Source organism: Paenibacillus silviterrae (genome assembly GCF_030167925.1).
GTDB classification, from domain to species: Bacteria; Bacillota; Bacilli; order Paenibacillales; family NBRC-103111; genus Paenibacillus_G; species Paenibacillus_G silviterrae.
In genome coordinates, this window is sequence record NZ_JASKUT010000001.1 from 1486893 (window position 1) to 1509100 (window position 22208).

21 protein-coding genes are annotated in these 22208 nt (G+C 49.2%); 3 read left to right on the plus strand and 18 right to left on the minus strand.

Features of this window, described 5'->3' with window-relative positions:
- Positions 1–8 precede the first annotated feature (8 nt).
- The 6 genes from QMO62_RS06385 to QMO62_RS06410 all read right to left on the minus strand — a co-directional run bounded on the left by QMO62_RS06385 (position 9) and on the right by QMO62_RS06410 (position 5875).
- Positions 9–797 (minus strand): ABC transporter permease, encoded by a 789-nt coding sequence (locus QMO62_RS06385; protein WP_284639517.1) that lies wholly within the window; start codon positions 795–797, stop codon positions 9–11.
- A gap of 4 nt (positions 798–801) precedes the next feature.
- Positions 802–1623, minus strand: coding sequence for an ABC transporter permease (locus QMO62_RS06390; RefSeq protein WP_284639519.1), 822 nt, complete (start codon positions 1621–1623; stop codon positions 802–804).
- The gene (locus tag QMO62_RS06395) at positions 1620–2579 is read right to left on the minus strand and encodes a nucleoside hydrolase (protein WP_284639521.1); all 960 of its coding nucleotides are present in this window, start codon (positions 2577–2579) and stop codon (positions 1620–1622) included. Before QMO62_RS06395 ends, QMO62_RS06390 begins: the two co-directional genes overlap by 4 nt.
- Before the next feature lie 73 nt (positions 2580–2652).
- The gene (locus QMO62_RS06400; protein ID WP_284644874.1) at positions 2653–3750 is read right to left on the minus strand and encodes an ABC transporter substrate-binding protein; all 1098 of its coding nucleotides are present in this window, start codon (positions 3748–3750) and stop codon (positions 2653–2655) included.
- 266 nt (positions 3751–4016) lie between these two features.
- Positions 4017–4361: a DUF2294 domain-containing protein gene (locus tag QMO62_RS06405; RefSeq protein WP_284639522.1), complete on the minus strand. Its 345-nt coding sequence runs from the start codon at positions 4359–4361 to the stop codon at positions 4017–4019.
- A 197-nt stretch (positions 4362–4558) separates the two neighbouring features.
- Positions 4559–5875 carry an ABC transporter substrate-binding protein gene (locus QMO62_RS06410; RefSeq protein ID WP_284639523.1) on the minus strand — a complete coding sequence of 439 codons (1317 nt, stop codon included), beginning with the start codon at positions 5873–5875 and terminating at the stop codon, positions 4559–4561.
- A gap of 326 nt (positions 5876–6201) precedes the next feature.
- On the opposite strand from QMO62_RS06410, the gene thrC reads away from it, so the two are divergent.
- Positions 6202–7590 (plus strand): threonine synthase, encoded by a 1389-nt coding sequence (thrC, locus tag QMO62_RS06415; RefSeq protein WP_284639525.1) that lies wholly within the window; start codon positions 6202–6204, stop codon positions 7588–7590.
- Positions 7591–7695: 105 nt separating this feature from the next.
- Here thrC and QMO62_RS06420 read toward each other — a convergent pair whose 3' ends face one another.
- From QMO62_RS06420 to QMO62_RS06430, 3 genes are all read right to left on the minus strand, one after another.
- Positions 7696–8370, minus strand: coding sequence for a YceI family protein (locus tag QMO62_RS06420; RefSeq protein WP_284639527.1), 675 nt, complete (start codon positions 8368–8370; stop codon positions 7696–7698).
- Positions 8371–8432: 62 nt separating this feature from the next.
- Positions 8433–9278: a M56 family metallopeptidase gene (locus QMO62_RS06425; protein WP_284639529.1), complete on the minus strand. Its 846-nt coding sequence runs from the start codon at positions 9276–9278 to the stop codon at positions 8433–8435.
- Positions 9279–9282: 4 nt separating this feature from the next.
- Positions 9283–9696 carry a BlaI/MecI/CopY family transcriptional regulator gene (locus tag QMO62_RS06430; RefSeq protein WP_284639531.1) on the minus strand — a complete coding sequence of 138 codons (414 nt, stop codon included), beginning with the start codon at positions 9694–9696 and terminating at the stop codon, positions 9283–9285.
- A 271-nt stretch (positions 9697–9967) separates the two neighbouring features.
- Between QMO62_RS06430 and QMO62_RS06435 the strand changes: the two genes are divergently transcribed.
- Together QMO62_RS06435 and QMO62_RS06440 are read left to right on the plus strand one after the other, a co-directional pair.
- Positions 9968–10261, plus strand: a complete 294-nt coding sequence (locus QMO62_RS06435) for a hypothetical protein (protein WP_284639533.1) — start codon at positions 9968–9970, stop codon at positions 10259–10261.
- A gap of 17 nt (positions 10262–10278) precedes the next feature.
- Entirely contained in the window at positions 10279–10740 is a 462-nt protein-coding gene (locus QMO62_RS06440; RefSeq protein ID WP_284639535.1) for a type II toxin-antitoxin system VapC family toxin, read from the plus strand.
- 56 nt (positions 10741–10796) lie between these two features.
- Here the strand turns inward: QMO62_RS06440 and QMO62_RS06445 are convergent, their stop codons facing one another.
- From QMO62_RS06445 to QMO62_RS06485, 9 genes are all read right to left on the minus strand, one after another.
- Positions 10797–11309 (minus strand): acyl-CoA thioesterase, encoded by a 513-nt coding sequence (locus QMO62_RS06445; RefSeq protein ID WP_284639537.1) that lies wholly within the window; start codon positions 11307–11309, stop codon positions 10797–10799.
- 115 nt (positions 11310–11424) lie between these two features.
- The gene (locus QMO62_RS06450; RefSeq protein WP_284639539.1) at positions 11425–13305 is read right to left on the minus strand and encodes an FAD-dependent oxidoreductase; all 1881 of its coding nucleotides are present in this window, start codon (positions 13303–13305) and stop codon (positions 11425–11427) included.
- A complete protein-coding gene (locus tag QMO62_RS06455) occupies positions 13302–14126 on the minus strand; it encodes an FAD-dependent oxidoreductase (RefSeq protein ID WP_284639541.1) in 825 nt (274 codons plus the stop codon). Before QMO62_RS06455 ends, QMO62_RS06450 begins: the two co-directional genes overlap by 4 nt.
- A 33-nt stretch (positions 14127–14159) precedes the next feature.
- Positions 14160–14912, minus strand: coding sequence for an AraC family transcriptional regulator (locus QMO62_RS06460; RefSeq protein ID WP_284639543.1), 753 nt, complete (start codon positions 14910–14912; stop codon positions 14160–14162).
- A gap of 108 nt (positions 14913–15020) precedes the next feature.
- Entirely contained in the window at positions 15021–16364 is a 1344-nt protein-coding gene (locus QMO62_RS06465; protein ID WP_284639545.1) for an ABC transporter substrate-binding protein, read from the minus strand.
- Positions 16365–16560: 196 nt separating this feature from the next.
- The gene (locus QMO62_RS06470) at positions 16561–18252 is read right to left on the minus strand and encodes a glycoside hydrolase family 13 protein (protein WP_284639547.1); all 1692 of its coding nucleotides are present in this window, start codon (positions 18250–18252) and stop codon (positions 16561–16563) included.
- 182 nt (positions 18253–18434) lie between these two features.
- On the minus strand, positions 18435–19478 hold the full coding sequence (locus QMO62_RS06475; RefSeq protein WP_284639549.1) for a Gfo/Idh/MocA family protein: 1044 nt from the start codon (positions 19476–19478) through the stop codon (positions 18435–18437).
- Positions 19475–20461: a pectinesterase family protein gene (locus tag QMO62_RS06480; protein ID WP_284639551.1), complete on the minus strand. Its 987-nt coding sequence runs from the start codon at positions 20459–20461 to the stop codon at positions 19475–19477. Before QMO62_RS06480 ends, QMO62_RS06475 begins: the two co-directional genes overlap by 4 nt.
- 66 nt (positions 20462–20527) lie before the next feature.
- Positions 20528–22033, minus strand: coding sequence for an extracellular solute-binding protein (locus QMO62_RS06485; protein WP_284639553.1), 1506 nt, complete (start codon positions 22031–22033; stop codon positions 20528–20530).
- Positions 22034–22208 lie beyond the last annotated feature (175 nt).

Genomic DNA, 22208 nt, shown 5'->3' on the forward strand with positions numbered 1-22208 from the left:
GGCCTCCATTATCGTTTAGTAAAATAGGACAGTCCCATCAGCCGTTCGATCATAAACATGAGCACTGCCGTAAACAGCATCAGCAGTACGGAAATGGCGGCGATCGTCGGGTCGAAATGGTTTTCCACATACGTAAGCATTTGGATCGGCAGCGTACTAACGCCCGGTCCCGTCATAAATACGGAAATGTCGACATTATTGAACGATTCCAGAAAAGCGATAAGCACGGCCGCAATAATGCCCGATTTAATATTCGGCAGCACAACCTTGAAAAAGGTTGCCAATCGCCCGGCACCCAGGCTCAAAGCCGCTTCCTCCACGGCAAAATCGAAATTGGCGAGGCTGGAGGCGATGACCCGGATGATAAAAGGCAGCATAATGATGGTATGTCCGAATAACAGCGCCGCATAAATCGGGAGATGATAAACGGCGATCAAATACTTGAGCATGGTAAACCCGAGAACAATACCCGGGATCAGCACCGGCGAAATAAAAATGGCGTTAAGCGCGTCCTTGCCTTTAAACGTAAAGCGGCTTAAAGCGTAGGCTGCGGGCATACCCAAGAGCAGCGCGAGCACATTTCCCGCGAAGGAAACAAGCATGGAGGTGTAGAACGTTTTTAAGAACATTTCCTCTTCAAGTATGTTACTGTACCATTTCAGAGAGAATCCTTGCGGAGGAAATTTAAGCACGGTACCCGGTTCGAACGAAGCTGCGGCAATAATGAGCAGCGGACCGAGCAAAAATATATATACCAGCAGAGTAAACAGGCCCAGTCCTCGATTTTTTTCCTGCATCCTTCTACCCCTTCGGATTTACTTTATTGGCGAATGCGTTCATCAGTCCGATGACGACGAACGTGATTACGATCATGATCGTTGCGATCACGGAAGCCAAATGCCAGTCGTTCAGCGTGATGGCGTTCTGATAAAGAAACGTGGAGATGACTCTTTGTTTGCCCCCGAGAAGTGCAGGCGTTGTATATGCAGTCAAGCTTCCGACGAACACCAGGATGCTCCCGATAATCAAGCCCGGTACGCTAAGCGGCACGACGACCCTCATGAACGCCCGAAAGCGGCTCGCGCCTAGACTCTCCGCCGCTTTCATCAAATCGGGATCGATATTCTCCATGACCCCGACCAAGGTGATGATAATGAGCGGGAGAAACAAGTGAATCAATCCGATCATCATAGCCGTCGGCGTGTATAAAATATCGAGCGGTTCGGTTACGATTCCCAGCGCAACAAGCGTGTTGTTGAGCAGTCCTTTTTTGCCGAGGATGATCATCCAGCTAAAGGAGCGAACGACGGAGCTGGTCAGCAGCGGGAAAATCGCCAGCGCCAGGAGCAGCGCCTTTTGCCTTGGAGGCCGCCGCGAAATATAGTAAGAGACCGGGAAGCCAAGCAATATACAGATCACCGTAGTAACGAGGCTGACCCGCAATGTCGTCCCTAATATTTTGAGAAAATAAGGGTCTTGAAAAAAATGCGAATAGCCGCCGAAGGACAGCCTGCCTTCCGGGAAAAATGTCGAGCCGATCGTCAATAGAATCGGAACGAGCATGAATGCCGCCAAAAACAACAGTCCCGGCAGCAGTAATAACGATAGATACGCTTTCTTCATGTTTGATTCTCCTGTTCGTCGGTTCGCTGCTCCCTTAGCGTGCGGATAAACAATTTGAGAAACGCGTCCACCGCCACATCGGTGCAAACATTTACATTCGGCTCCTTAAGCAGACGGTTCTGGAAATCGCAAACGGTTTGTCCGTCGCACAGGTCGCTTCTTGTCTCCACATCGACATAATAGCGCTTCGTCGTCACAAGCTCCGGGTTCAGCGCCACGGCTACCGCTAACGGGTCATGCATAGCACAGGCTCTTACCCCGTTTCTATCATAATAACGCTGAAGATAATCAGCTGTGCTTTCCCATACATATCGCCCGATGTCCGTATCGCCCAGTTCACGGATGTGCTCCTCGGTCAGGAGCGCTTTGCGCGTTACATCCAAGCCTACCAGCGTTAACGAAGGGAAGCCTGCTTGAAGCACAAGCTTGGCCGCCTCCGGGTCGACGAACATATTGTATTCCGCGGTAGGCGTAATATTGCCGAAGCCAAGGACGACGCCTCCCATCACAATAACTTCCTTCACGTCCCTCACAAGCTCGGGATATTTCATCAAGGCCAATGCCAGATTCGTTAACGGACCCGTCATAACCAACGTCATTTCGCCGGGGTTGCTCCGCACCTGGTCGACCAAGAAATCGGCTGCATGACCTTCACTTGGCTTTTTATGCACCGGCATGTCCCGGAGGGCTCCGCCGAGACCGTCCTTTCCGTGGACCCGATGCTCATAATGAACCGGGCGCAACAGCGGCTTGTTAGCCCCCTGAATCACCGGTATATCTTCCGCCCCGAGAAGCTGCAATATTTTGCATGTATTCACTGTAGCTTGCTCGAGAGAGACATTTCCGTTTACCGTCGTAATCCCGTGAAGGTCGAATTGCCCGCTTCGGACGGCGAGCATAATGCCAAGTGCGTCATCCACCCCGGTATCTACATCGAGAATGACTTTCTTCTTCATCACACGTGCTCCTTCCACGGGTTAAATAAAACAAGGGTACATGCAGTAGTCATATACCCTTGTCCATTCCTATTTACTGAGCAACTTGCTTGTTGAAGCGGTCGATCCAGCCTTTCAAGTTCGCATTCACAAATTTCATATCCAGCTTGCGCAGCTTGGTTACCGTTTCGGCACCGTAGGTGATGCCCTTCGTATCGTCTCCCGATAGCTGCAGCTTCGTGTTGACCGGCGAATCGATTTTTGCCTTAGCAAGCTTCTCCTGTACTTCCTTACTCAAGTGGTAGTTAATGAAGTCCTCGGCAAGCTGCTTGTTTTTGCTGCCTTTTACGATATTGACCGTATTCAAGACAGCGTAGCCGCCTTCCTTAGGCGTGATGAACTTCGTTTCCGGCACGGAAGCGCGAAGATCCTTCACGTACATTTCCATGATCGGTCCCGCAGCGATTTCACCCTGGGCAAACATATTCACAAACTCGGAGGTTTGTCCGTAATACTTCACGACGCTTTTGTTCAGCTCCGTCAGCTTGGCAAACGCCTGATCTTCATTGAACTGCGCGCTCCCTGCTACGACGGACGCGGCATCGACAACCATCGGACCGGCCGTTCCCGTAATGTTAGGCATGGTCAGCTTCTTGGCAAGCTCCGGACTCCACAGGTCGCTCCATGAGGTGATTTCTTTTCCCCCTAGTGCTTTGGGATTGTACGCAATGCCGAGCTGGCCGACCGTGTACGCCGGGCCGTAGTCTTCACCAAGCGGCGCCTTGGCCATATCGTAAATGTCATTGAGGTTCGTAAGGCGGCTGCGATCAATCTTCTCGAACATGCCGGCTTCGATACCTTGCTGGGCATAATAGTCGGATAAATAAATAAGGTCCACGTTAGAAGTGCCTTGGCGAACTTTGTTCAGGCGGTCGGCGTTGTTGCCTTTGTCCAAAACGATCTTGACATTATGAGACTTTTCAAATGGGGCATACACTTCATTTTTGAAGAAATCGTCGGAAAAGCCCCATGTGGAAATGACCAGCTGAGTCGGCTCCCCGCTTTTGGCAGCTCCCGCATCGGTTCCTGCGTTCGTACCGCCCCCTGTTTGATCTTTAGCGGCCCCGCAGCCCGTCAAGGCCAGTCCAACGATCGTTAAAGAAATAAGGCTTCGATTCATATGCTTTTTCATCATCTGTTCCTCCCATTTTTCATTTCTACATGTTTTTGTCTGCAAACCCTTGCCTATTTTTACAAGTATGGTTCCCGAGAGCCAACGATGCTAGTCATGCTCAGCCCTGAAAATCCCCCCAAAAAAAGAAAAGTACCCTTGGAAGAAGAAAAAACATTCTCACAAGAGCACTTTTCATCGTAAACGAAGCCAAGTGACATCTAAATTGTAAACGGGGCGGGAAACACTTAAGATAGATCAAAAGAGAATCACCGCAGGCTTTGTATTCAGTTTTCCTTAACAATTATGTTCGTAATGGACCATTGAGTATGCGGATCATAGTCTCGCAGTACTGCTTCAATCGTCAGTCCAAACTCCTGCTCCAGCTTCTCCCGGATCCGCTTCTTGTATATCGAGGACATGTAAAAATCAACCTCGTGCTTTAACGAAGGAGCTTCCCCTTCCAAGGCGGTGGAGCGCGGTGACTTACGGTGCTTGGCATAAAGGGTGATGATGTTATCCTCCAGCGAAGCCTTCAATGAAGTAGTACCAAACCCGAATAGCTCCTTAGAAATTTCATTGTAAAGGTGACACAGCTTCTTCTTGTATTCATTGGTGTCGATTGGGGGCATGGGATCACCTTCTAGCACGATTATTGACCCATAACTCAGAACTTAATCATTATATTACATAGGGTTTCGGATTAAATCAAGTCAATTGTTCGGGTTTCCTATCGAAAAAATCATTTACTATACGAATATTTCATAAAACTTCGAAGTTTTCCGAATACTATAGCCTGCCCCCCCTCCCTTTCTATGGTAACTTACGCTTATTTTTGCTTCGCCGCCTCGATATCCTTCACCGCGGACTCCACTGCCTTACGGAGAGCGGTATTCACATCGCTTGCGCCCTGTGCGTATTCTCTAAACGCAGTAGTCAAATGCTTTTCCGCCAGATCGTCATAAATCGTCTTGGGCGCTATGGCTGCTGGTTTTACGGGATAAAAGCCCTTCAAGTTTTTCCCTTTTAACGTCGCTATGTCTGCACCGAACGACTCCATTATGTTTGAACTGTTCTTCACGATCGGCATGCCTAGGGCGTCTTTGGCGAATTTGGTTTGCATCTCATCGGATGTCAAATAAGCCAATATTTCAAACGCGACATCTTTGTTTTTGCTGGTGCTCGATACGCTTGCGAAGGTAGGATACATCTGGGAGCCGACTCCGGGAGCCTCCTTAAACGATGGTAATTGCACAGCCTCCAAATTCAAATCGGCCGGCGCGCTCACCATCGTGCTGTTGAAGTAGGCATACATCGCTAGTGTACGCTCCTTAAGGAACATGTCGGCCTCTTTACCGTATTTTTCCTTCGGCAGCTCGGAACCGGGCATGTTATAGAACCGTGCAAAGTTTTCGACCACCTGCTTAAACTTTTCCGACCCGGTCAGAGGCTGTTGTGTCTTTGGGTCGACGAAGGAGAGCGCCAATTGATTCGTACGCATCATATGGCCCACTGAGGTTAAGAAGCCGTAGTATTTCGTTCCCCCGTCCGTGCGGGAAAGTTTTTTGGACAATTCATAAATATCGTCCCAAGTCATTCCTTCCGTAGGATAAGGTACACCGAATCTATCAAATATATCCTTGTTGTACATCAAAGTGTGTGCAGTCGTGAAGATCGGGAGAAAGGTAACCTTGCCGTTCCCGAATTGTTTGACGAAGTCAAAGGTCGTTGTTTCCAAGCGGTTCGTATCATAATTATGCTTCTTGATCAATTCGTCGAGATCAGTAGATAAATTTAGGTTGTGGAACTGCGGTACAAACCCGATGGAAAGGATGACGATATCCAGCGGCTGACCGGAGGCGATTACCTCATTCACGCTTGTTCCGGTACCGAACGGAATAAACTTCGGTGTCACGAAAGGAAACTTCTCCTTGATCTTCTTCCCCATGAGATCCATAAACTGCTCTTCTGTCGTTCCGGTATTCGGCCGATAAAAAGTGATTTCAACAGGCTCCCGGTTCGTATTCTGTTCTTTGATCCGGCTCGGGGCCGTCTCATTGGAGCCTCCCGTCCCGGTGCATGCGGAAGCCGTCAATAAAGAAGCTGTTAGAAACGACGATAATAGTAAGCGCTTACAGATTTTCAAAATTCATTCCCCCTTGGATTCATAAACAGCCTCCCGTCTGCCATAGACCGGCGTCCAGCCGTTCGGATACCGCTATACGGTCACTTGCTAGAATAGAGACTATGACAGGGATTGGATGGACTATTTGCTATAACTATATGAAATATATAATCTGAAATTGTACCGCTGCATTATCTAAAAATGTTGCTCTGTTAAGACTTGCGTCATGTAAGCGGTTAAAATTGGGAGTTCCGGTAGGATCATATGGAGTTTTTGCTTTCAGCACTGTCTTGAAGCGCAAATTTTTGATACAATACACTAAAATAACTCACACAAGGGGAATTTACATGAATTATGTCAGTACTCGGGGACAAGTATCCCCTATCGGCTTCATCGACGCCATTTTGATGGGACTCGCCGACGATGGCGGCTTGCTCGTCCCGGAACGAATTCCGCAAGTATCGGAAGACACCCTGAAGCAATGGCAAGAGCTCACTTACCAGGAGCTGGCTTTGGAGGTATTCTCCTTATATGTGAATGATGAAATTCCACGGGCGGACCTCAAAAAGCTGGTTGACGACAGCTACTCGACATTCCGTCACGAGGCGGTAACACCGGTCCTCCGTCTCCATGAAGGCCGATATGTATTGGAGCTGTTTCACGGACCGACCTTCGCCTTCAAGGATATCGCTCTGCAATTCCTTGGTAATCTGTACTCCTATGTCTCCCGTAAAACGAATTCCATCATTCACATTCTTGGTGCAACGTCAGGAGACACAGGTGCATCCGCGATCGAAGGCGTACGGGGCAAGGAAGGAATCCGCATCTGTATTCTGCATCCGCACCAGAAGGTAAGCAAGGTACAAGAGCTTCAGATGACTACAGTCGATGACGCTAATGTATTGAATTTATCTGTAGATGGTACCTTCGATGACTGTCAGCGCATCATTAAGGAACTGTTCGCAGACGTTGAATTCAAGCATCGCTATCATCTTCGCGCGATCAATTCCATCAATATCGCCCGGATTCTCGCGCAAACCGTATACTATTTCTACGCGTATTTCCAGTTGGCGAACCAAGGGATTGCGGGAAAAATCAATTTCAGCGTGCCGACAGGCAACTTCGGCGATATTTTTGCCGGTTATCTGGCTAAAAAGATGGGACTTCCCATCGATCAATTGATTCTTGCGACGAATGAGAACAATATCCTTGCCCGTTTTGTGAAGGATGGCGTCTATCAGCCCGGCGAGTTCCGCGGAACGCACAGTCCGTCCATGGATATTCAAGTCGCAAGCAACTTCGAACGTTATCTGTTCTACTTGTACGGGGAGAACAGCGAAACGGTGACCGGGCTCATGGCTCAGTTCAAAGCCGAAGGACGCATCGACATTACCGGCGACGCGCTTAAGCAAGTGCAAGCCGATTTCGGTGCTCACAGCGTGGGTAATGAAGAGTGCCTTAACACCATAAGCGAATATCATGAAAAACACGGATACCTGCTCGATCCTCACACGGCGTGCGGAGCTGCCGCGGCAGACAAGCTTACGCCACCGGGTGAAGTAACGGTAGTCCTGTCAACCGCCCACCCGGCGAAGTTCGACGAAGCCATTCGTCTGCGCAATATTACTCAAACCTATCCGAGTCAAATCCAAGCTCTCTTCGGCATGCAGCAATTCCAAAAGGTTGTCGGCGGAACCAACGAAGAGATTAAGAAGGAACTTGTGACATTCTTTTAAATCAATCTGCAGCTCAAAGAGGACCTGGTCAGCCGCCAGGTCCTCTTTCTATGAAAGTTCATGCAGCAAAAAAAGCCCAAGAATCCTCATGCTTTTTCCTCTGCTCTATTGCCGCTTAAATACCAAGCTCAGTTGTAATGTAACGTTATTCTCCGTATCCAGCATAACCGTATGAGGGTTTTTCATCCCAAAGTCAGCAAAAGTGACGACGGTTTTCCCTTGCATTTTCAGAAGTCCTTGGTCGTATACAGCTTCGTTCTGGAACGTAACCTCCTTCGAAATCCCCTTGACGTCCAGTGTCCCCGTCATCGTGAACGGCACTTTCACACCTTCTTGCCATGTCGTAGGAAGCTTATCGAACGATTTTACCGTGAATTTCGCCTCGGGGAATTTCTCTACTTGCAAATAGTCATTCCCTTTAATGTGATTGTCCCGTTGTCCGTTTCCCGAACTAAGCTTGGTAAGGTCGACATTGGCAGTCCCTGCCGTTTTGCTGACGTCGCTGGAATCTAACTGCCAATTTCCATGAACCGCGTTAATCGCAAAGTTAACCGTCTCTTTGGAGGTAGTGACAGAGAAATATACCTCTGATTCCGGTTGAATCGTCCACTGGCCGTTCAGCTGCTGAGCCGCCCTATTCCCCGCTTGTACTGAAGCTGCGCTGCTGCTGGAGACCACTTCCTTAACTTCTACATGATTTCCGGCATAATAATCGTAAGCGCCGTAACCACCCGCTAATAACGCTACAACAACACCCGAAAATAACATTTGTTTCTTCATTTTTATATTCCTCCTATTATCCGAATTGCACTACATAGCGTAGTGTTAATGGGTAAAAAAATTTATCTGCCCAGCAGGACAAATAAACCGGTCAAAAAAATAATGACCAAGTAGGATAACAACTGATGCTGCCATGGTAAGTGGAATTTCAGCTCCGCTTCTGGGTCGATCATGTGCTTGATCCGATAGTTAACCGACGTATCGGCGAATGCAGAGTGGGCAGCTCGTATCGATGCTTGATTCCGCTTCATTAGCTTTAACAGTGCGCTGCCTAAGTCTGTCTCCGCTCCTTTGACTTGGATCGCAAATTTATCGGCCAGCACCTCTTGAGTTATTTTGTAATATCGGTGCCACCAGGAAAGGATCGGGATAAACCATAACGAAGAAGAAAACCACAATGTCAGGAAGCTTTTGAACGGATGCCTCTTCGTCAAATGATACTGCTCATGCAGCAACACCGCTTCAAGCTCAGATTCATTTAATAATTGAATTAACCCGGCGGAAATGACGATTTGAGGACGAACAAAGCCCATTGTCATCGCAACCGCTTCAGAATGGTCTGTAACAATGATACTTCCTTGGTTTAGCCGGTATCGTTCCGTAACCTTCTGTGTAAGCTCTTCATTCCGACTACGCTCCAGCCTAACAACCGCCCGCCTAACCAGGTAAGCTTGCTTGACGGCTAGCCAGAAGCAATGCAGTAAGGTACAAATGACCAAAGCATTCATTAGATAAACTGCAAAGGAAAGTCCTAATGCCTGGATCCAGCTGCTGCAGATTTCGAAAATATTAAAGCCCGGTGACCAGTGAAAGGTGAGATGGGATGCGTGCATAATCATTTGAAAGAAAATGAAGCAGGACAAAAGCACCGTTGACCAGAAAATCGTTTTCGAACGACGTTCCCACATAACGTTATTTTTCCTTTTTCATCGCTTTAATTTTTTGTTCCAGCTGCTCAAGAAGGTCAGGATCCGCTTCCTCCAAGGCATCAATCATATGATTCACAACCAGGGGCCCGAAATCTTCAATCAGCTCATGCGTGATTTCCTTCGACTGTTCTTCGAGAAACAGCTCCTTCGATTGCGTTGGACTATACAGCGACGTACGCCCCGATACCTTCTTGGATAAAATGCCCTTCTCTACCAGCCGGTTCATCACCGTCATCACGGTATTGAAATTGATTGATTTCTCCTTGTCCAGCTTTTCCTGAACCGCTTTAATCGATTGCCCCGGCGTTTCCCAAAGAATCTCCAGGATACGTGCTTCTAACGGTCCAAAAAATCGGTTCAGTCCCCTTTCATGAAACTTGAAGTTGTTGATCTTCATCTGCGCTCACCTCACACTACATATTGTAGTGCATGAAATGGATGTCGTCAACCTGTGCATGATTATAGGCGACAAAGCTGAAAATAACCTGAAATTTGGATTAATTTAACATGAAGGATGAAATCTGGTATTCGACATCATTTGATGTTATTAATGATTAATCTCATTAATATTTCACTGTAATTAGAACATTTTCCCGAAATACACCCAAAAAAATACAAAGAAGCACGAATATTTTTACAGGATTTGTCGAAGAAAGAGGGATAACGTCATGACAAATTATAAGCATTACCTGCGAAACCGCATTGATAAAATGAGAAGCTCCGCATCTGAGCTTTTACTGTCACGCTATGAAGAAAATCAAGCTGTGATTGAACTGGAGCCCGCTTTGTATGAAAGCTTGAAAACCTCGGCGGAGGAACAAGATACAACGGTACAAGGACTCGTGAACTACATTATTGAGCAGCACTTGGCCCACCGTCAAACCGGCTCGGCCCGTCAAGTAACCACGGAGCAAAAGGAGAATAATCCACTCCTCTTATTGGATGGCCTATGTGGAAAATAACCGGAGGTGTAAGTGCGATGGCTGAGTTTGAATCCTATCCCCAATCTGTATTTATTGATGAAACCGCGTTTACCGCTTTTATGAATCCGTCCAATCCTCAATACATGAAAGCCAAATCCTTGTTTATTGATCTGGACGACCTTGATAGGCATTTTGTCACGACGAACTATATTTTATTTGATGTCCATGAATGGTTGCGTAATGAATTTGGTTATCCGGAGGCTGAATACTTTCTCAATACGGTAGATAAGGCGGCCGGACTTGGAAAGTTAACGGTCATTTCGGGAAACCCGGAGCTGGAGCTGGAGTCGCGGCGTTTGCTGATAGAACGACCCGATCTAAAATATTCGTTAAGTGAGGCATTAACGGCTATTGTTATGTCCACCTACCGGATCCGTCATATGTTCACTTTTAATGCCCATCATTCCGTATTATCGAAGCTGGACAAAAAAATCAAGGTTATTCCCACCTTGTGGTAACAGGCTCCTCAACATATCCGTTGGGAAAGAAAAAACCACATTGCTGTGGTTTTTCTTCACTCCCAAGGGTATTTCGTCAGCAAAAAGTCCGCAAATTTCTTGCTTTCTTCTCTACGGATTTTGCGCATTTCAGCCCGCTGCCGGGCCGTCTCGAACAGCTTCTTCTCTTCTTCCGTTTCCGGAATAATCCGCGGGACAGGGATCGGTTGATTATTGTCATCCAATCCGACAAAGGTCAAAAAGGAGGTTGCGGCGATATCTCTTTTGCCCGTATACAGGTTTTCCGTCATGACCTTAACAAAAACCTCCATAGAGGTTCTGCCTGTCCAGGTAACGAACGATTCCAAAGAAACACTGTCCGTAGGCCTGATCGGCTTCAGAAAGTCTACCGAATCCGTTGAGGCCGTTACGGCGGTTCCACGGCATAGCTTGGAAGCGGAGATCGAGGCGATATCGTCGATCAGGGACATCAGCTTTCCGCCGAACAATGTGTTGTGATTATTAACATCAAGGGGAAACACCCGAGAGATTTTCATTACTCTAGTTTCGTTTACATACTTTTGACTCAATCGACTTCACACACCTTCATCAGGATGTGTCTAATGTTCCCGGCTCCAATTCGAATTATTCCCGGAATATACAAAAATCCCCTGGCTTAGGTAAGCCAGGGGATCTTTGTTAGTTCTATGTTTGAACGATAATGTTCCAGCCTTCAGTCCACTTACGGACAAGCTGCGCAATCCGCTCCTTCATCGAATATTTGATGACCCGAGAGCCTTTAAAGGATATTTTCAGCTCTAGCTCAGGGTCGTTTAACCGCTCTTGGATGGCCTTAGCCACGGATTCCCTTAGCTCCGGGTGCCGGTCGGCAATGCGTAACAAAGCCATCACCGAATACGAGAAGTATTGGAAATAGAGCTCCTGCGGGTCGGAAATAAACTCCCAATTTCTTTCCTCCGTCTGCATCTGCGGCAATGTAGAGGCATCCTGAATCATGTCCAGCAGCTCGGGCACGATTTCTTTGTCCCGAAGCTTTCCGAGGAGATAGACGGCTGCATAGCCGCGTGCCTGATTATATTTACGGCTCGTGTAAGGAACGAACATATCCCGCTCCTTTACCATGCTTCGTAGAACAGTCATCGCTTCAGTATAGCCAAGTAAGCCGAGCGTCATAGCGCTATGTCTCGCGAGATGCTGCTCTTCGGCATTCGCACTCCAATCAAGAAGACGGGGAACGAGCTTGTCGCCTAAGCGCTTTGCCGACCATATCGCAATACCCGGCTTGGTGCTTGCCAAACCCGCTTTGATCTCCTCGGGATCTGTCAGCCACTTGCAAGCAAGGAAGTCGTTGTTCGTGCGGACGGAGCTGTCTTTGAACTCTACCCCTTTATCCTTTTCGAAGCAGCCGGTCTCCTCCAGCAGCGTCCTGAGTTCCTCATAAGGCACATTTTTCAGGGAGCAGTCTTTGGTAATACTTAAGAAAGCCATATCTGCCGCCGCTTCCCCGCTTTTTTGCATGTCCCGCTTCATACGAATACACCCTGCCAAATCATGATCCAGCGACAGACTTCGTCCGGCAATCAGGAGGCCCTCCGTATCTTGGGGAATATGAGTTCCCATCGGAATCGGAAGCCGGAAGTTTAAGCCCCATAGACTCGAAACCACTGACCAGTCCTGCTGAGCTTCACTTTCCAGCGCAATATCCTTGCTATGATTATCCAAATTCGAATATGCGTAAAAAATCGGCTTCGCCGTATAGCGGTCTTCGATAAAGTCCCTAAAGGTTACGGTCTCTTCGCCTACGATGAGACGGCCTTCCCGCAGACCCAGCTGCGGAACGATTTTGAGCAGCCTCGCTTCTTCTTGATATACGGGCCTCAAATGCGTTTCCAACAAAGACGATTGAACAATAGCACGAGACAAGCCTACCGGATCTGCAGCATCAACGTAGCCCGAATCCGTATAGTAGTGTTGAACCTTGTTCTCCCTGAGCAGTTGTACGACGTTGGAGAAGGGCTGCACCTGTCCGTCTGCCGAACGGCCTCGACGCACCTCACATCCTGCCAAGGCGCAAACCTCGGCTTCCCCGGTCGCATCTATAATGACCTTGCTTCCGGTGCTCCGAATCCCTTCGGGACCTATCCAGCGTAATCCTTTGACCTGCCTTCCTTCCATAAACACACCAAGTACGGTCGAATCATAGAAATAAACGGCCCCCGCCTCCGCTGCCGACCTTTCCAGGACGATACTCTTGGCATTGGCGTTGACTCCCCCGGCCTTCTGGAATAGGGCAGCTTCCAGCTCAGCCGTCTCTTGATCCACCTCTTCATATATACCGCCGCGCGTTCCAAAATAATAGCCCGTCACGCCGCCAAGCGTACCGGCACCGCCCATTCCATGCATTTGCTCAATACCCAGCACCTTCAGTCCGAGCTGTGCAGCGCGAATAGCTGCAATGGAGCCGGCGGTCCCAAGTCCTACTACAATGACGTCATACATTTTATCAAAAGCAGGCTCAACGGATTGCTGTACAACCTCGTCATCCCATCGTTCGGAAAGAATCACTTGGACGGCACCTCCAATGAGTACTGGATACCCGCTTCGAATGCTGCGATCGGATCCGCATACCTGCAGGACGGATGCCAGTGCCAGTCCGGCTCCAGCTCCTCGTCGGCTATTGCAAGAGTGACATCGAATGCATCGCCGATGGTCGCCAGTCTCCAAGACTGCAAAGCTGCGGGTCTGGCTGCCCAGTGGGAGAGTATCCCTGCTCTCGCGGCGGACCAATCGTCCTTAGGCCCGATCGGAAAGCTAACGACCCATTCCGAGGGGAATCGGCCTTGGTGAAAGGAGAACCCTTCCACCTGAGGCGGGGTTTCCTCCCCTCCTTCCGGACCGACAACAACGGCATTCAGCCGTTGGCTGCGCACCTTCCCGGCAGCTCTGACAGGTGCCGAATCACAAAGGCTGGTAGTGTCGATAATTCGACCCGCTTGTACCTTGGACAATCCTGCTCCATTCATTAGAACGACCTCAAATCCCCCGCTTGCGAATGCAGTTATTTCAACGATTCTTGTAAGAAACAAAACCTCCAGATTATGCTTAGAAATCAGTTGATGCAGAACAGGAACGAAGGCCGGCCAGTGGATCCCTCCGGCTTCGCTGATCATATTCCTCTGAAGGGCTTCTATCCTAAGCTCTGACGCATGCGGCGATACGATGCGGTCCAGCTCCACCTTACCCTCTCGGTAGGACGAGGTAAATTCCGAGCCCACCGCCCCTGTCTTCTCGAGAACGAGCGTTTGGTCCCTTAAGGCGCATGCTGCCCCGAGACCGGCGAAGGTGGCACCGACCACTAACACGGAATACCGCTTTGCTTGCTTCATATGCCTCTCTCCTCTCCTATCTATATCCACTACCTAACCGCCCCTGTATTGACGGGGGGCCATGCCGGTAACCTTGGTAAATACGCGGGTAAAATACAAGGGATCGCTATACCCGACATCCTTGGCAATTTCGCTGATGGGCTTTGAGGTGCCGGTTAGCATGGACTTTGCCTGATCCATTCGGACCTTCTCGACGAACTGTAACGGACTGATCCCGATGACCTTCTTAAACATGGCCGAATAATGGCTGACCGATAAATCCGCATGCTCCGCTAACGTTTCCCGTTGAAGCGGTTCGGCATAATGCTGCCGGATATAGCGGACGGAGCTTTCCATTTTGCGATAAGAGCTGTCCTGCAGCGTCCTCTCCGTTATCACAACATTGGACAATTCGTTGAGCAGCTGGAACAGCCCGAGCTTGGTCTGCCACTCATACCCGGCTGCCTTGACATGCCAGCAGTCGTACATCGTCCGGATGTCTTCATGCACCGGATGGCCGCGTAGAGCCAGCAGCCTCTGGAACGGAAGAGGAGTGTCCGTGAACGATGCCTGATAATCACCACCTTCCCATTGAATCCGCAGCTGATGGAAGTGAACTCCGAAATATTGCAGCGGCTGCTCCTGCGAGCTTTTCAAATCCATTCGCCTTCCGGGATTCACATGAAACACGCAGCCGGAACCCAGCTCATAGAGGTCGCCGTCTAATTCCAACACCCCTTCTCCCGCATAAATAAACGCCAAATTATAGAGGCTTGTCGTCGGACGCACCACGCGATATTTGTGCAATTCCCAGTACGAGGCGGGCCGGTGCACAACATCGAGAATTTTCGGATAAAATTGATGGAGAAATTCCTTTTCGATGACCGTTCCCCCTCCTATCTGCTAGTGGAACTTTTATTTGTTTTTGGCGGTTACGATTGCCTGATTGATCTTCTCATCCGCCTGCCGTAACGCGGTATTGATATCTGTGCCGTTCTTGATCATAGTGAAAAATTCCGTCTGCAGAATACTGGAAGCATTCACCAACGGAGCAAGATTGGCATTGGCCAAAGGCGCAGGAGCAAATTTATTATAGAAAATCGATTTGAAATGTTTGTCTTTAAACAGCCTGTGGTCGCTGCCAAGACTGGCGTGAATCTTCTCATCCTTCAGGACGGTAGGTCGCCCTTCCTTGCTCGCTTGCAGCTGAACCTCATCGGACAGCAGCTCCGCCGCGACCTGGAACGCTTGCTCCGCCTTCTTATTTGCATTGCTTACAAAATAATAAATTCCGTTCGCCTGATAGCCCATGCCCTGGGCATCCGGAAATGTAGGGGCGGCAACGATATCCCAATTCAGCTCCGGATCGCTTTCAAATCGGCCGAAGCCAGACATCGGAGAAAGCACCATAGCTACATTCTTATCCTTGTGGAACGAGGTGAGCTCCTTATCCGGCGTAATATCCCCCTCAGGCTTATTTCCAGGAATATCGTAAATGGCTTTATAGGTTTGGAACAGCTTCTGGAAGCCCGGGACATTCACAGAGCTTTTGTCCTCCTTCGGATCCAGCAGCGGAAGCGACAATTGATTCTCCAGCAGCATATTGGATAAGAACATGGAGAGCCCGCGGTATTGCATGCCGCCCTCGTTGCGCGTCAAACTGGCTGCAAGCTTGGTTACTTCCTCCCAAGTCATGCCGTCTTTAGGAAAGGGGACTCCAAAACGGTTAAATATATCCTTGTTATAGAACATGACGACAGTATTCGTGTACTTAGGCAGGCCATAAATGCCGCCTTTGGACGTTGCGTTCTTCAGGGATTCGATCAAGCTGGGCTCGATTCGGTTCATATCGTAATTATATTTCTTAATGAGATCGGTCAGATCATATTCCAAACTGCGGGGCATTAATGCGGTATGCAGACCGGCCAGCGAAGTGATCGTAATGTCGGGGGCGGTGCCGGCAACCATTAACTTTTCAATGTTGGTATCCTTGCCTTCGATGATATAATTCAGCTTATAATGAGGATACTTGGCGCGAATCGGGGCCGCCATCGTTCGTTCAAACTCTTCTTGCGTTATCGAAGCGACTCTCGACAAGACCAGCAGCTCGGCCGCCTCCAGCTTCGCATCGCCTACACGAACCGATTGGCCCTCTTGCTTAGGACTATCCGTTGGAGCGCCTCCGCCGCTGCATGCGGACAATGCTACGATGGATATGGCCGCTAAGCAAGCGATGCCTCTTTTGTTTATACCCTTCATCGAAAAACCCCCTACTATGGATTAACCAACGTTGTAACCCCTTTCACATTTCATTATAAATCAAAGACTCTTGTAGTAAATGGAAAATCGATTTGCTCAATATGGATAATAAGCTGATTAGCAGCTTTTGTACAATTTACAAACAAAACACAAAGAAAAGTCCCTCGCAGTTGCCGAAGGACTCGTGAAATAGTGTCTAGTCAATCTCATAAACCATGCACTCATAAGGGCTCAATGACAAGCTTCCGTCCTCGCCGGGGATTGTCACATCACCATTACCGATGACATATTTGATTTCCTTGTAGTGCAATTCCTCCTTCACGTCGATCGTTTCCGTCTCGTGGAAAAAATTACAAATCACTACTAACGTCTTATCCATGTGCGATCTCTTGTAAATATACAACCGCGGATGAGACGCGAATAATAAATCGTAGCTTCCATAAACGATAACGTCGCTGTATTCGCTATCCTTGCGTAGTTCGATCAGACGCTTGTAATAGTAAAATAGGGAGTCGGGATCCGCAATGGCTGTCTTCACATTGATATGTTTGTAGTTCGGATTCACTTTAAGCCACGGCGAGGATTGGGAAAAGCCCGCATGCTCTCCGTCATCCCACTGCATGGGAGTTCTCGCGTTGTCGCGGCCCTTCGCCCAAATTTTTTGCATCAGCTCTTCATGAGTATGGCCTTTTTGCAGATTCTCCTTATACATATTCAGTAATTCGATATCGTTGTAGTCCCCGATCGATTCGAATTTGACGTTTGTCATGCCAATCTCTTCTCCCTGATAAATATAAGGAGTGCCCTGCATCAGATGAAGGCAGGTAGCGAGCATTTTTCCGCTTTTCACGCGGTACTTTTCATGATTCCCGAAGCGTGACACCGCGCGGGGTTGATCATGATTGGACCAATATAAGCTGTTCCATCCGATTCCATGCAGCCCTTTCTGCCACCTGCTCATAATTTCCTTGAATTCCAAAAATCGAAAAGGGCTGACCTCCCATTTGCCGGCTGGATAAGGACCCGCATCCACAGCCATGTGGTCAAATTGAAATACCATATCCAGCTCCTTCCGTGAAGGCTCGGTATACAGCCTGGCATTCTCAATCGTAACACCGCTTGTTTCACCGACGGTTACGATATCATACGGCTCATACACCTGGTGAATTTCCTTCATGAACTCGTGGATGCGGGGGCCGTCCAGATAGTATCTTCTTCCGAGCGCATAGCTTCCTTCCTCCACATCCGGCACATCCGGGAAATCCTGATGTTTCGACAGCTTACTAATCACATCAAAGCGGAAGCCCTTGACCCCTTTTTCCGCCCAATACCGGATCACCTGGTAAATCTCCTCGCGCATCTGCTGATTTTCCCAATTCAAGTCAGGCTGCTGCTTTGAGTACAGGTGAAGATAATATTCGCCGGTCAACGAATCGAATTCCCATGCCGAACCGCTAAAGTAGGACGCCCAATTATTAGGCTCCCTGCCCTGCTTCGGCTCCCGCCATATGTACCAATCCCGCTTCGGGTTATCCTTGCTGCTTCTGGACTCCATAAACCACGGATGCTCGTCCGAGGTATGATTGATGACAAGATCCATCATCATCTTGATGCCGCGGCGATCCGCCTCCCGGATTAATTGCTCGAACTGTTCATTCGTCCCGAACTCAGGAGCGATTTCGTAGTAATCGGATATGTCGTACCCATTATCAGCCATGGGAGAGCGGTTCACAGGACATATCCAAATGATATCGATACCGAGCTCCTGCAGGTAATCCAATTTATCGGTAATTCCCTGGATATCGCCTGTACCGTCGTTGTTGGCATCATAGAAGCTTTTGGGATAAATTTGATAGACAACGGATTTATGCCACCATTTCGGATCCATAGGTTCTCCATTCCTTTTAAGCAAATGTTAGGTTAGGTTCCCTATATCTTGTATCTTTTTCAGCGGGATCATACTCGACTGCAGGTGTTGTACAACGAAAAAAAGCCCACTATGATCATAGCAGGCCGAAATTCTTTGATGCATCCCTACGTCATGACCGAAGGTAACGGTTACTACGAAGGTTATTGCTTCTGCTTTTTATGCACGAGAATGCGCTCCATCTCATCCGGGCTGCCTACGACCGGAGCATGGCCTGTGGCATACTCCAGCATGTCCCAGGAAAGGCGGGAGGCAACGACACTATCCCGAGGCGTCGGGAAGCCGACGTTCTCCTTCGTATCGAGTGACTGTGCGAACTCGGAGCAGAGTACGTCGATATTTTTGCCGCCGTAGGGTCCGACCTTTCTTTCGGTTCGGTTCACACCGAAATATTCAACCGTTGCGTTGGTAAAATCATGAGACATCCGGGCCAAGCCTAACGTACCCACCAGCTCGATGCCGGAATTGTTCGTCTTCGTTTGGGCCATTTGACCATAGGTAAAGCCTTGCGTGATGTCAAAGACGATTCCGTTGTGAAAGCTGCCGTGCACATGAACCCACCAGGGCTCCTTCCAGCCCCAGGTCCTGACACCCTGTGCGTCCCAGCGGTTGATCTCGCTGCCTGCATACCAGCGGGCCACATCGATATAATGCATGCCGCAGGTATGGAAAGGCGCCCCCTCAACCTCGAGCAGCTGACTCTCGGTCGGCATATCTCCCGGAGTCTGGTGGGAAATACGGATGACGGACAGCTGTCCGATTTCGCCGCTGCGGATAAAGTCCTGTATCTCCCGATGGTACCAGGCGCTGCGATTGAATAAGTTGACGGCGACCATGAGCCCGCTTTGCTCGATTTCCTCAAGAAGCTTCTCTTCCTCCTGAATGCTGATTCCAAGAGGCTTCTCGGCAATGATATGCTTCCGGGCGGCGATCGCCTGACGGATCAGGTCCGGCCTGGCGTCCGCGTAAGTAAAGATTCCGACGACCTCAATTTCCGGATCGAGGAAAATATCGTCCGGACGGTGGGACGTTGTTACTCCCGGAAGCATACTGCTTGCCAAGGTGAGAGATTCCGGGTTGACATCACAAACCGTCACCACTTCATATTTCGGATTGCCGGCCAAATGCTTCAAATAAGAACGGCCCATTTTGCCAAGACCGATCAGCCCTATCTTGTATACCTTCATATGCTTTCCTCCGGACTCCATCCGTCTTGACCGGCCAGTATATCGCGTACCGCATAGGCGCAGGCCTTCTCGGGAGTTAATTGATGTGACCAGTTCACTCTTGTATCGGTAGTGGCACCCGGTCCGGCATTGTTATACTCGCAGTAACGGGTGGTCTGTTCACTTTCCGGCTTGTTCCAATTGTGCCAGCCTTCCGGATGAATATGCTCCCCCATCCAGCAATTGATAAAAGCGGTCTTCGCATGGATCCGCCAAGGTCGGCCCAGGTAAACCGAATGCTTCGGCGCATCCCCCGTCAGCTTGCACTGATGGAACACATACCCGTAGGAAAGTTGCTCCGGAGTGGATGCCGCAGTGATGTACCCGTGAATGGCGTGATCGGCGGAACGCTTCTTGGAAAAAATTTCACATCGGTCAAATACTGCTATAGCGGAGCCGAAAATGAAATCGACATCCCCTTCGATATAGCAATTTTTGTAGTACTGTCGTCCGTACACGCGAGGTGCTCCCTCCTTGGGTCCGCCGAAGGTGGAACGATCCATCGGTTGCTCGGGAAGCGGACCTGTAAACAACGTATCCTGATGACCCAGAAGCCGGCAGCCGTCAAATACAATCCGATCCCCGTCAACATAAGCGGCTACGGCTTGACCTACGAGGTCCCCGCTTCCTGACGTATTGGCGATGGTCAGATTTTTCGCGGTGAAATCATTCGCCCCGATCAATACGGAGTACGAGTTGAAGGTATTGTATAGCTCACCGCTCGGGTAGGCTTTCTTCGCATAATCGTCAAAGGCAATGACAGTTGACTCTGCGCTTTCGCCAAGCAGTGTAATACCGGGCTTTTCGATGTGCAGCTTCTCTCGATACTCCCCGTTTTTAATATAAATCAGGATCGGCTCCTTCGAATGGTCCGGGGCATGATCGATAGCCTCCTGAATTCGGGTATAATCTCCTGTTCCGTCTTGCGCCACAATGATTTGCATATTCGATGCCTCTCCTCCATATACAGAAGACTGTCAGACAAGTATGTCTAAGGTCTTTCCTGCTGATTACTTCTTAGCCGCTTGGTACGATAAGGTAAATTCCTTCAAGATTTCATTGCCGCCTTCCGCCTTCCAGCGTTCCACTTCTTTACGAAAGCCTGCTTCGTCCATGCGACCCAGGATGAACATGTACGTGGCGTCCTTGATCCATTCCTGCAGACGAGCGCCCTTCTCGATATACGTTTTGGAATCGAGTGACAACGTCGGATCATGGATAAGGTATTTACCGTTATCGATTGTCAATTGCTCCGCTTTCTGCTTCACTGGCAGCTCATGATAGAACACCAGGCTGCTGATTGTGCTCGGCCCCCCGATCTGCAGGGATTGATATGGCTTGACTTCCTTGTCCGTCAGCTTCACATCCTGAACCGGCGCCACCTTGCCGTCCTTCATCGTATAGTGCTCGCCCTCCAGACCGCTGTAGATCAGCAGCCCGAGCTCGGGGGTCATCAGCTTGTCGAAAAAGGACAGCAGGCTTCTCAGCTCCGCCTCCGTTTTGACTGCTGATTTCGGGAACAGCACGGCATTGCCGAAGCCTGGTACCCCCCAGATGCCGTAGCCCTTCGGCCCGCCTTGAATAACATTTTGCACGTCCAACTCGATTCTCGGGTTAACCTCCGTCATCTTCTTTTGCAGGCTGACCACGTCGCCCATCGAACCGATGTACATGCCGGCTTTGCCGGAAATCAACAGGTTTTGCTGATCGTTCTTGGAGGTGACAGGGAAATCCTGGTTCATCAAGCCCTCTTGATGCAGCTTTTTGAAAAATTTCATCGTTTCCATATAGGCGGGATCCATAAAATCGGCAACGATGCTGCCGCCGCTTACCGCAAATTGATTCGGCGTACCGAACCACGACGCTACCGTTTTGAAGGCGCCGTAGACAAGATCGTTCCGATCGGCAAGCCCGATGGTATCATGGAGGCCGTTTTGATCCGGGTCCTTCTCTTTGAAGGCCTTCATCATGTTATATACGTCGTCAATCGTCTTGGGAGCCGTTAAGCCGAGACGGTCCGCCCAGTCCTTCCGGTAAATAATACCCGAGCGAGCTGTCGGCGTTTCTTTATAAATCGCGTAGATTTTGCCGTCAACAGCTGTATTGGACAACACTTGCGGGTCCAGCCTTTGCAAGTTCGGATAATCCTTTAGATAAGGCCCGATTTCCCAGAATTGATCATTTCGAATGGCATCCTTGAACAGAAGCAGCGAGGTCTGATTTTTTAGAAAGGTTGCCTTTGGAAGCGTACCTGTGGCAAACGCGGCATTCAGCTTCTCTTCATAGCTGTCGTCCGGCACCCACTGGATCTCCAGCCTTGTCCCCGTTTTCTCTTCAAGCAGCTTTTCGATGCGATCGGACGGCACTTCGGTAGTAAACAAATTCGCCATCATGGTAATGACTTGAGTATCTGCCGGACCGCTTACCGCAGCGTTTTTACCTTGACAGCCAACAGCAAGGAAAGCCATAAGCGCAGCGCCCGCGATGATCCCTACCGCTTTCTTTCTCCGACTCATCGATTACAGCCCCCACTCTCCTCGATTTACAAAGTTGAGGATAAACCAATATCAGGCATTTGTATATAATCCGATGATTGGTTGAATGCCGAGCTTTACAGAGAAAAGGGCCTACGGCAATAGCACCGAATAGGATGATTATCGGTGTTATCGCTGTAAACCCTTCCTTAATGAA